At 32.3% G+C, this 11300-nt stretch carries 12 protein-coding genes and 2 tRNA genes; 8 read left to right on the top strand and 6 right to left on the bottom strand.

From position 1 onward, the window contains the following. Together J8L88_RS16315 and J8L88_RS16310 are read left to right on the top strand one after the other, a co-directional pair. Nucleotides 1–282, top strand: a complete 282-nt coding sequence (locus tag J8L88_RS16315) for a TIGR03643 family protein (protein ID WP_118386534.1) — start codon at nt 1–3, stop codon at nt 280–282. Beyond that, entirely contained in the window at nt 282–683 is a 402-nt protein-coding gene (locus J8L88_RS16310; RefSeq protein WP_211061283.1) for a DUF2452 domain-containing protein, read from the top strand. The genes J8L88_RS16315 and J8L88_RS16310 overlap by 1 nt, the downstream gene beginning before the upstream one ends. A 138-nt stretch (nt 684–821) precedes the next feature. Here the strand turns inward: J8L88_RS16310 and J8L88_RS16305 are convergent. Next, a tRNA-Ser gene (locus J8L88_RS16305) sits at nt 822–906 on the bottom strand. Between the two features lie 170 nt (nt 907–1076). On the opposite strand from J8L88_RS16305, the gene J8L88_RS16300 reads away from it, so the two are divergent. Beyond that, nucleotides 1077–2123, top strand: a complete 1047-nt coding sequence (locus J8L88_RS16300; RefSeq protein WP_211061282.1) for a M28 family metallopeptidase — start codon at nt 1077–1079, stop codon at nt 2121–2123. Nucleotides 2124–2193: 70 nt separating this feature from the next. On the opposite strand, the gene J8L88_RS16295 is transcribed toward J8L88_RS16300, so the two are convergent. From J8L88_RS16295 to J8L88_RS16280, 4 genes are all read right to left on the bottom strand, one after another. Continuing rightward, nucleotides 2194–2269: transfer RNA gene (locus J8L88_RS16295), tRNA-His, on the bottom strand. A gap of 59 nt (nt 2270–2328) precedes the next feature. Further along, on the bottom strand, nt 2329–3045 hold the full coding sequence (gene bshB1 / locus J8L88_RS16290; RefSeq protein ID WP_027392867.1) for a bacillithiol biosynthesis deacetylase BshB1: 717 nt from the start codon (nt 3043–3045) through the stop codon (nt 2329–2331). 1 nt (nt 3046) lies between these two features. Further along, nucleotides 3047–4216 carry a PLP-dependent aspartate aminotransferase family protein gene (locus J8L88_RS16285; RefSeq protein ID WP_027392866.1) on the bottom strand — a complete coding sequence of 390 codons (1170 nt, stop codon included), beginning with the start codon at nt 4214–4216 and terminating at the stop codon, nt 3047–3049. A 97-nt stretch (nt 4217–4313) separates the two neighbouring features. Beyond that, nucleotides 4314–6563, bottom strand: a complete 2250-nt coding sequence (locus J8L88_RS16280; RefSeq protein WP_211061281.1) for a response regulator — start codon at nt 6561–6563, stop codon at nt 4314–4316. Nucleotides 6564–6838: 275 nt separating this feature from the next. Between J8L88_RS16280 and J8L88_RS16275 the strand changes: the two genes are divergently transcribed. From J8L88_RS16275 to J8L88_RS16265, 3 genes are all read left to right on the top strand, one after another. Then, on the top strand, nt 6839–7477 hold the full coding sequence (locus J8L88_RS16275) for a peroxiredoxin (RefSeq protein WP_027392864.1): 639 nt from the start codon (nt 6839–6841) through the stop codon (nt 7475–7477). Nucleotides 7478–7546: 69 nt separating this feature from the next. Next, nucleotides 7547–7861, top strand: a complete 315-nt coding sequence (locus tag J8L88_RS16270) for a co-chaperone YbbN (protein WP_027392863.1) — start codon at nt 7547–7549, stop codon at nt 7859–7861. Further along, nucleotides 7842–8099: a hypothetical protein gene (locus tag J8L88_RS16265; protein WP_027392862.1), complete on the top strand. Its 258-nt coding sequence runs from the start codon at nt 7842–7844 to the stop codon at nt 8097–8099. Before J8L88_RS16270 ends, J8L88_RS16265 begins: the two co-directional genes overlap by 20 nt. An 82-nt stretch (nt 8100–8181) precedes the next feature. Here the strand turns inward: J8L88_RS16265 and J8L88_RS16260 are convergent, their stop codons facing one another. Continuing rightward, entirely contained in the window at nt 8182–10281 is a 2100-nt protein-coding gene (locus J8L88_RS16260; RefSeq protein ID WP_211061280.1) for a T9SS type A sorting domain-containing protein, read from the bottom strand. A 135-nt stretch (nt 10282–10416) separates the two neighbouring features. Between J8L88_RS16260 and tpx the strand changes: the two genes are divergently transcribed. Continuing rightward, nucleotides 10417–10917 (top strand): thiol peroxidase, encoded by a 501-nt coding sequence (tpx, locus tag J8L88_RS16255; protein ID WP_211061279.1) that lies wholly within the window; start codon nt 10417–10419, stop codon nt 10915–10917. A gap of 9 nt (nt 10918–10926) precedes the next feature. Further along, on the top strand, nt 10927–11295 hold the full coding sequence (locus J8L88_RS16250; RefSeq protein WP_211061278.1) for a diacylglycerol kinase: 369 nt from the start codon (nt 10927–10929) through the stop codon (nt 11293–11295). Nucleotides 11296–11300 lie beyond the last annotated feature (5 nt).

The following is an 11300-nucleotide window of genomic DNA, read 5'->3' as shown; positions in this document are numbered from 1 at the left end:
ATGCAAAAAGATTTAACAATACGTGATGTCGATAGAATTATAGAGATGGCTTGGGAGGATAGAACTCCTTTTGATGCAATTCTTATTCAATTTGGGTTAAACGAGCAAGAAGTCATTACTTTAATGCGAAATGAAATGAAACCATCTAGTTTTAGGATGTGGCGTAAAAGAGTGCAAGGGAGAAAAACAAAGCATCTTAAAAAACGTACTTTTGAAGATGGAAGATTTAAATGTTCAAGACAAAAACAGATTACACATAATAAAATTTCAAAACGATACTAATGAGCGATAAAAAACCAGATCAGGTAGTTTATAATGAAGAAGAGAAAAGGTATGATGCGGCATTAAAACCTTATGCAACAGGTGTAGGCGCTCCTGTTATTACAATTCCGGATACTGTAGCTTGGAAAAACACAAATGTTCATAAGGTAAATAAGCAAGTGAAAGCAAAATATGATGAATTAAAGGCGCAGTATGATGTTTTGATGGAGCAATTCGAATACAATAATTTAATTTATAATGCTAAGTTTACTTTTGAGCCGATAGTTGGAGAGGTTTATCATTTATATAGAAATATAAAAGAAGAATCGTTTTTATCAATAATAGCGCCATCAGAATGTAGTTTTGATCACTTAGGAACATTTAGGCTAAACGCTGATAAAATGTGGGAACAGTTGCAGTAATTGTCAGGTCAAGGTTATTTAAAGAAAGAATTTCATAGTTTTTTATGAATACCTACCAATAAAAAACATCTTTCTGTCAACGATCTTGTCAACTAAAAAATAAAAGCCTTGTGAATCAAAAGATTACAAGGCTTTTTGCGGAGAAAGAGGGATTCGAACCCCCGGAGGTGTGACCCTCAACAGTTTTCAAGACTGCCGCATTCGACCACTCTGCCATTTCTCCAGTGTTTAGTCTCATCAGGTATTCCCTGAATGCGGGTGCAAATATAGTACCTTTTTTCAATTCTAAAAAAAAAATGTAAAATAATTTCAGGATATTTCTTTTAAGAAAATATTCGCTATTCGATCTCTCTCTAAATCTGTATATTGCATGGAGTTATAAAAAGGAATTAAATGAAAAATATTACAGTTGTATTTGGTGTGCTACTACTGCTATATTCGTGTGGCAGTTCACAAAAATCATCAAATACAGATAGCTCCAATTCTAAAGATGCTAAGTTGGATGTAACATCATATGCAGAGACTATTACTTCAGGGGAACTTAAAGATTATTTATTTACGTTTGCCGACGATAAGTTTGAAGGAAGAGACACTGGAGAACCAGGACAAAAGAAAGCAGCAGAATTCTTAAAAGAACAATATAAACGAATGGGTATTTCTTCTCCATTGGGTGACGATAATTATTATCAAGAAATACCTGAAAGTTATTTTAGAGGAGGTATCAAATCCTCAGAAAATGTATTAGCGTATATAAAAGGAGTAGAGAAGCCGAATGAAATAGTGGTGATATCTGCTCATTATGATCACGTTGGTGTTGATAGTGATGGGAATGTATATAATGGAGCGGATGATGATGGCTCGGGAACTGTAAGTATATTAGAGATTGCTGAGGCATTTGCTAAAGCTGCTAAAAACGGACAAGGACCTAAAAGATCTATATTGTTTTTGCATGTAACGGGAGAAGAGAAAGGTTTATATGGGTCAAAGTTTTATACAGAAAATCCAATTTTTCCTTTAGAAAATACGGTTACAAACCTCAATATCGATATGATAGGAAGGATTGATAAAGATCATGATGAGAAGGATAAGAATGATTATATCTATTTAATCGGAAGTGATAGGTTAAGTACTGAATTGCACAATGTAAGTGAAGAAGTAAACCAAAAATATACTAAGTTGAATTTGGATTATACTTATAATGCAAAAGATGATCCTAATAGATTCTATTATAGGAGTGATCACTATAATTTTGCAAAAAACAATATTCCTATAATATTTTACTTTAATGGGGTTCACGAGGATTATCATAAGCCTACAGATACACCAGATAAAATTGAATATGAACTTATGACCAAAAGAGCACAATTAGTTTTTTATACAGCTTGGGAAGTAGCAAATAGAGAAAAAAGACTTATAGTCGATGGTATAGGAAAAGAATGATTTATTTCTAAATGAAACTGTCTGAAAACAAAAGACTCTGTATATAAATACAGAGTCTTTTTTTTTAAAAGGGTGGAAGATCGGTTTCGAACCGACGACCTCCTGAACCACAATCAGGCGCTCTAACCAGCTGAGCTACAACCACCATTTAATTTCGGCTGCAAAAATAAGGTATTTCTTGCTTTCTGCAAAAGAAAAAATGAAATTATATTAAATCAAAAATGGAATTCACTGCAGGATAGCGTTCTACGGTATACCCTTCAGCATATTCAACTCCTATTATTCTTCCTAAATCTGCCGCACGATAGCGAACACTTTCTTTAAAATTCTTACTAGAGATTGGAGTGGATGGAGCATCACTGGTAGCATCATAAAACTGTGTCTTATATGCTAGTACACTATCCATTTTTTTATCCATATATCCACTAATATCTACAACAAAATCTGGTTCTAGAATTTCCCATTGAATATAGTGATATACTTTTTTTGGTCTCCAGGCTTCTTGTTTCTTACCATCAATAGAAGTTTCTATTTTTCGCAAACCTGATAAGAAACAGGCATCGCTAACTAGTTGACTTCCTTTTTCATGATCAATATGTCGATCCTTAATAGCATTGCAAAGAACTATTTCGGGACGATATTTTCTTAATATTTCAATAATTGCTAGCTGATGAGCTTCGTCATTCCTAAAAAAACCATCTCTAAAACCTAAATTCTCTCGAACTGATACGCCTAAAATAGTAGCAGCATCTTTTGCTTCTTGATCTCTTGTTTCTGCAGTACCTCGGGTACCAAGTTCACCTCTTGTAAGGTCAAGTATTCCAACTTTTTTTCCATTGTCTACTTCTTTTGCAACTGTTCCAGAGCAACTTAATTCCACATCATCGGGATGAGCTCCAATAGCTAGAATGTCTAATTTCATTTTAGTGTTCAAATTCTAAGATCTTTATTTTTTGTAATGCTTGTTCGATATCTGCAATGAGGTCTTCTGTTTCTTCAATACCTACACTAAATCGAAGTAAACCGTCATTGATTCCCTGGTGTTTTCTTTCTTCTTCCGTTAATAATGCGTGGGATGTTAGGGTAGGAGATAGGATTGTACTTTCTACTCCGGCAAGACTCATTGAACTTTTAATTAGTTTTAATTCTTTTTGGAATTTACTGGCGTCAAGTCCTTGATTTAATTCAAAAGATAACATTCCTCCAAATCCTTTCATTTGACTTTTGGCTAATTTATAGTCCGGATGAGATTTTAAACCAGGATAATAGACAGCTTGTATATCATCATGCTTTTCTAGCCATTTTGCCATCTTTTTGGCATTCTTATTTTGTTGTTTTACTCGTAAACCTAGTGTTTTAATACTTCGCTCTAACATCCAAACTGTAAAGTCACTTAAGCTACCTCCAAAATTTTTAGCCAGATGAAAAATTTGCTCCATATTTTTTTCAGAGGAAACAACTGCGCCAGCTAAAATATCACTATGACCGCCTAAATATTTTGTAGCGGAATGTATTACAATATCGATTCCTAGTTCTATGGGGTTTTGATTTACAGGAGAAGCAAAAGTATTGTCTATCATAGTTGTTATTCCTTTTTCTTTTGCTAATTCGGATATTGCTCTGATATCTGTTATAGTTAAAAGAGGGTTAGAAGGAGTTTCAATATAGATAACTTTAGTGTTTTCCTTTATTTTTTCTTCAAACCCATTCGCATCTTGAGAATCGACAAAAGAATATTCTATTCCATACTTACTGAATTCCTCATTTACTAAATTAACAGTTCCTCCATATAGTGTTCTTTGCAATACTATATGATCTCCTTTTTGTAAAAATGCAAATAAAGTAGTGCTAATTGCAGCCATACCACTCCCAAAAATTAAAGATGCTTCTCCTTTTTCTAGCTGTGCTATTTTTTTACATAATGCTTCCTGATTAGGAGTATTAAAGTAACGAGGATATCTTTTGATATCAACGTCTTCAAAAGCATAGGAAGTGGATAAATAAATAGGAGATATTGCGCCCTTAAATTGTTTATCTTCAATTTCTCCAACGTGAGTGCAGATGGTATTAAAACCTTTGTTTTTTGAGTTCATGTCTGTTTAGTAAGCTTGAATTATTGCTCTAAAATAATATATTCGAGAATAATAAGAATAAGCTTTAACAGAATAAATTATGTATACTAATTGAAATCTAACTTATGTATTTCACTTTAGAAATATTCTTCATAATAGTTTGGAAGAATTGTTGCGTATCATATGGTTTTATGATAACGTCATTCATGCCTACAGATAATGCTTGGTCTCTAATTTCCCCTTCTTCTACTGCCGTAAGTGCAATTATAGGAATATGAGAGTTAAAAGTTCTAATAACTGTTGTTGCATCTAGTCCATTCATTTCTGGCATATTAATATCCATCAAGATTAAATCAAAACTTTCATTTTTTACCATCTCTATAGCATCCATACCGTTACTAGCTAAGTTACAGGTATAGCCTTTCTTTTTTAAGATGTTTTGAGTAACAATTTGATTAATTTTATTATCATCTACAATTAAGATATTAAAATTAGTAGTTCCGATGCTAATGCTTTCACCAGTTTGGGAAGTGTTATTTTGTTCTTTAACAGCTTTTTCGTAGCTTAAATCAAATGTAAATTCTGACCCAACTCCTTCTTCACTATTAATAAAAATCTCGCTTTTATGCAGATGGATTAATTTTTTTACAATCGCTAAACCTAATCCTGTTCCTTCGTATTCTTGGTTTTGATTTTTTACTTGAGCAAAATTATCAAAAATAGTCTCCTGCTTACTTTTAGGAATTCCTATACCATCATCTTTTATTATAAAACGAAGTTTATGAATATCACCTTCTAAACCTTGACTTTTTACTTTAATCCAGATGTTTCCATTATTCGTGAATTTAAGTGCGTTACCAATTAAGTTTATTAATATTTGTGATAATCTAACCGAATCTCCAAGAAGTGTGGTTTTGATATTTTTATCAATGTCTATATGAACAGTATTACTATTGTGCTTTTGTTTGGAGTGTAATGAATTTACAATTCCTTCGATTAGAGATCTTATGTCAAAAGAAACTTTCTCTAATTTTACTTCATTTGTTTCTATTTTACTTAATTGTAAAACATCATTTATTAATGCCAGTAAATAGTCTCCCGAGAATTTAAGAGATTCAAGATATTCGTTTTTCTTTTTCTCTTCAGGATGCTCCATTAACAATGAAGTAAGACCAATAACACCATAAAGAGGAGTTCTTAATTCATGACTTACTGTGGATATAAATTGAGACTTTAATGTAGAAACTTGTTCAGCGGTTTCTTTAGCATTTACTAGTTCCTTATTTTTCTCAATAAGGTCATTGTTTAGCTTTTTCTTTTGTAGATTGTTCTTGTATGCGCTAATTAAAAAAGCAAGAGATATTAATATGAGAACAACGCCAAGAATTGTAATAATATGCCATTTTATTTCTTTAGAATAGTTTTTAGCATCTTTTTTATTAGCCTGCTCAACTTGATCTCGCATCTGATCAACATCATTCTCTATGATGGCTCTAAGTAATTCTATTTCTTTTATTAAATCTTCTGATTTAGAAAGATGTTCATAATGCTTTTCTAAAAAAGGGTTTGCTAGTTCAAATTCTTTTTGTGCTTTAAAAATTTTATATTTTGTCAGGTAAGCTGTTGCAAGTTTTACGTGAAATGTGGATATCAATCTTAGATTCTTATCAGATTTATGAACATCAATTTCTTCTTCTGCAAAACTTATAGCGTTATCTACATGTTCACTTGCTCGCTCATACCTTCTAACGCGTAAGAAGTATTTTCCAAGTAAATTACTTAACTTAATTTTTTGTGTACTTTCTATGTTTAATTCAGAACCAATTATAGCTCTTACTTTTGTTAGGTATTTATCACTAGTTTTATAGTCATTATTATCTATATAATGTTCTGCTAGATTTAATAAAGGTTTTACCATTTTTACAGTATCCTTTATTCCTCTGGCGATATCGTGACTTTGTTGAAAACGTTCTACACCTTTATGCCTCGTTTTATCATTTTTGATATAGAGGGTTCCTAAACTATTTAATAATTTGGCTTTTAGTTTGCTACTTTTAGCACTAGCAGCATAAGTTAGTGCAGTAATATAATTGGTAATAGCTTCACTTTCTTGTTCGTTTAACTCATGTATTTGAGCGATTAAATCGTAAATTTTAGCTAAGCTTTTATCATCATTGTTGTATTTGGCACTTTTAAGAGCTGCATTTGCTTTTTCTAAAGCTTGCTGGTATTTATATTCTTCTAAGAATTCTTCGGCCCTTTCAATATATAATTGGATACTATCAGTATCAAGAATAGATTGAGCAAAAGTGTTTATTGAAGAAAACACTAAAAAGGCTAATATAGTATGTTTAATAAAGTTCCTCAACTTTTAAATCTCTAGGCTAAGTTTGTTTAGCGAAAATACAAAAATAGATCTAACAAAGTGTAAATCATCGTGTAAAAAGGACAATTTATCCGTAATTTATGTAAGGTATTTTCTTTTTTTGTAAGAATTTATATAAATACATGAAGGAATTGATGTGTATTAGAAAAAACTATCAACATATAGAAAATTAAAATTATCTCTTAATATATGTTGAGTAATGAGATGTATATTTGCCACTTCAAAAAAATAATTAATCACATTTTAAAAAACAAAAAATGGCATTTGTAGGTAAAAAATTCCCGAATTTAAACGTTGATGCAATGAACGATATGGGAGATACTTTCAAACTTAACGTATTGGAAGAGGCTAAAAATAATAACAAAAAAGTTTTATTGTTCTGGTATCCAAAGGATTTTACTTTTGTTTGTCCAACTGAATTACATGCTTTTCAAGAAGCACTTGCTGAATTTGAAAAAAGAAATACAATTGTTATTGGAGCTTCTTGTGACACTCCGGAAGTTCATTTCGCGTGGTTAAATACCTCTAAGGATAATGGGGGAATTGAAGGTGTTACGTATCCAATATTAGCAGATTCTAACCGTAATCTTTCTAATACATTAGGAATTTTAGATATTACTAACGAAACTTATAATGAAGAAACTGGAGTAGTAACTGTAGAAGGTGACAATGTTACTTATAGAGCTACTTACCTTATTGATGAAGAAGGTACTGTTTTTCATGAAGGAGTTAACCATATGCCAGTTGGTAGAAACGTAGCTGAGTTTTTGAGATTAATTGATGCTTATGCTCACGTTCAGAAAAATGGCGAAGTATGTCCTGCAAATTGGGAAGAAGGAAAAGATGCTATGTCGGCTAATAGAGATGGAGTAGCTTCTTACTTAGCTTCTCACTAAGAAATAATCGTTTAAAAACTTCTTCAAAATTGAGGTTTTGGAGAAGTTTCTTTTATAGTTTTATAAATTATGGTTCAAGAATTAACAACGGATAACCTTTCTGAGGTAATAAAAGATAACAATACAGTAGTAGTTCAGTACTCTGCAACTTGGTGCGGAAACTGTAGAATTATGAAGCCTAAATTTAAAAAATTAGCTTCAGAAAAAAATGATACTGCATTTGTTATAGTGGATGCTGAAAAAAATCCTGAATCTAGAAAAATGGCTACTGTGGATAATCTTCCGACGTTTGCCACTTTTAAAAATGGAGTTTTTGTAAATCAGGTTCAGACAAATAAATTTGATATTCTAAAAGAATTAGTAGATGAAGTTGCCAATAATTAAACACCTTACTTCTTTTATTGAAGAAAACGATGAGGATTTTGTTGTAGAAACGATTGAAACCTTAGAAGCACTTACAGAAGTACCTTCCCTAAAAGACGAAGAGTTAGATGTAATAGGAGAGTTGATCTCTAACATGTATGGAGCTATCGAAGTGAATAAAATGATTAAGGATGGCACTTCTAAAAAAGAGGCGCTAAACAATTTCATGCAACGAGTTATGGGATCGATAGATTCCTAAAAAAAGATTGTTATTAAAATATAAAAAAACCACTCATTGATAATGAGTGGTTTTTTTATGATATAAGAATAAACGATGTGTATTAATCTTTAATAAATTTTAAAGTTCCTTTTTTGTTTTTGAAAGACCCAAAATAAACTCCTTTAGGTAATTTAGAAATGTTTATTCTTGTTATGTTTTCTGTGATCGAAATTTCCATTAATTGTTGACCTACAAGATTATAAATTTGAAGCGTTTCTCTATTGTCAAATTTTCCATCTAAAATAATATTATCCTTGGCTGGAACCGGATAGAGCGTTACACCAGTTTTCTCAATGAAATCTTCAGTGTCCAGCGTGTTGTTATCTACGGTTATATTAAAAGTACAAGAGACCGAAGTGTTTCCGGTTGCTGTTATTGTTATTATATGAACACCTTCGGGTAATGATGTACCTGCTATTGGGTTTTGAGTAATGCTAGCATTACATCCTGTATTAATAGCATTGGCCATTAGCGTATAATCTTGGACTGTATAAGAAGAGCTTCCAGCGTCTAGAGAGACAGATTGATCCTGCGGACAATTAACTACAAGATCAATTGTAGGCATTGTATATCCAGTAGCTGTAAATTCGGTTGTAAATACATCAACGTCTGCACAGCCATATCCCATGTCTATTGCGGCTTGTCTTACGGCTATAGCAGCATTTTCTTGATTAGTAGCGCTATTTGTCATTCCTAACCCTTCTAAAAAAGCCTTGTCTGTTTTCTCTCTACCAATAATATCAAAAATTCTCATTAAACTAGTTGCCCAAATTTGTCCATTATTGTGATTAAAACCTGTAATAAGATCATTAGGATATTGAGCAGAATAATTAGTTGATCTTCCGCCCCAGAATTGATTATGACCGTCCCATCCAAAAACGAAATGATAAGAAGCGTCAGTCGATTGCCATTGTCCTAAACTTCTTTTATACGATTGTGCCCAATAGTCTCCACATCCTTCACTTAAAGCTTCTACTTGTGATAAAGAACCGTTGGTAATCCAATCGTGTAATCCATGTCCTAATTCATGAAGAATAACATCAGCATCCTCTGCATCATCAACTCCTCCTTCTCCAAAATTTAATTGACCACCACCATATGATGAATTGTCAGCTCCATTAAAGCTACTAGGGTCATATTCTAAAACTCCATTATTAAATAATGATACTAAATCAATACCTAGTGTTTCATTAATATATCGTAGACTTTTATCTAAATGGTAATAACAGTTTACGGCCTCAAAACCATCTTCACTTCTGTTAAAATTAAAATTTGAATTTGCTTGAGTGAATAGCCCTTTGGAAGGTGCTTGAAGATCTGCAATTTCCACATATGGCCCTTTTAGTCTGTAGACGCCATTAGTTAAAGTAATATCTTTAAGTACAACAGAGGTGCGAGCTGCATCTAGCTGAGCGTTGGTTGCATCATTATTATCTGCATAATTCCCACCATAGGTTTGGCCGGTTGCAGATAAAGGGTCTGGGTCAAATATCATTCCTGATCCTTCTACCAGAAACGAAGCGGCTTCATTTTTCTTTTGATTCTGATGACCTTTTACTATATTTTTATAATCCTCTTTACTATAAAGAGTCGTTTTTTTCTTATTTATAAATTTAAAATTATGCTCAATATCTATGTTTTGTGAATTTAACACTTCTCCGGTTTGTGCATCTACAATTACTTCCCAATACCCAATAGGAGTGGTTGCTCTAATTTTATTAACATAAACTAATTTAGTGTCACCCATTTTATTGTACACATATAATTTGGATTCTTCTCTCGAAAAATACCCTTTAGCATCTATATATGCCTTGGCTATATCTAACGCAGATGTTTTAAAAACAGCCGGAGTAGTATTTACTTTTGCTACGTTTATATCATAATTGTCCGCTACATGGGTAACTTTGTTTTTTTTAGAAACATGTATGGTTAATTCGGTATCATAAACCGGAATATTATTGATGGTTTGTTGGTATCTTAATGTATGACCAGATAAGCTCGCTCTAGAAGCTCTAAGCATAAGATTGTCATCTATAGCAATTTTCAGATTTGCTTTATTCTCATTGATCCATTCCCGCGCTATTTCGTCGGGTGTCTTTTGTGCATTAACTATGGAAAATAGTGTGAATGTAAATAGCGTTAAGATATTGGTTTTTCTCATAGTGAATAAAGTTTTGTGTTATTATAAAAACAATTATTCTGTTTAAAACCCTAAAAATTTTTTTATTTCTCTTGTTATGTGTAAACTTGAAGTAAAAATAAACCTACCTAATTTTTAGGTATAAAAACACACAAAATGGCAGCAATAACACTAGGTGGAAACGCAATACATACAAATGGAGAATTACCTAAAGTAGGTGAAACAGCTCCAGATTTTGAATTGGTAAATACAGATTTATCAGTATCCAAACTTTCCGATTATAAAGGTTCAAGAGTTGTTTTGAATATTTTTCCATCAATTGATACAGGAGTTTGTGCAGCTTCGGTTAGACAATTTAATAAAGAGGCTAGTAATTTATCGAATACCAAAGTTCTTTGTGTCTCTAGAGATTTACCATTTGCGCAAGCTAGATTTTGCGGAGCAGAAGGGTTAGAAAATGTAGTTAATCATTCTGATTTTAGAGACGGTAAGTTTGGAAAAGACTATGGATTAGAAATAGTTGATGGGCCAATGAAAGGACTTCACTCGAGAGCTGTAATTGTTGTTGATCAAGAAGGTGTTGTTGTGCATGCAGAACAAGTACCAGAAATTGCACAAGAACCTAATTACACCGAGGCTATAAAAACATTAGCATAAAAAGTATCTATGAGTAAATTCTCAACGTTCATTGTTGGTAGATTACGTGGTTGTGGATATGCGATAAAGGGTGCGCTAATACTCTTAAAAACAGAACCAAGTATACAAGTACAGGCTGTTATTGCAATTGTGATGACAGCCCTTGGCTTTTATAATAATATCACAGGAATAGAATGGATATTACAAACCTTTGCTATTGGTCTTGTTATGAGTGTAGAAGGAGTAAATACAGCTATAGAAGCAATTGCAGATTTTATACATCCTGATTTTCATAATAAAATTGGATTTATTAAGGATATTGCGGCCGGAGCAGTATTTATAGCTGCAATAACAGCAGTTATTATTGGTTGTATTATATACTTTCCATATTTATTCTAGAAAAT

Origin of the sequence: Aquimarina sp. MMG015 (genome assembly GCF_018100855.1) — a bacterium.
GTDB classification, from domain to species: domain Bacteria; phylum Bacteroidota; class Bacteroidia; order Flavobacteriales; family Flavobacteriaceae; genus Aquimarina; species Aquimarina latercula.
Note: the sequence above shows the minus strand (reverse complement) of the source record. Positions and strands in the feature narration are given on the sequence as shown.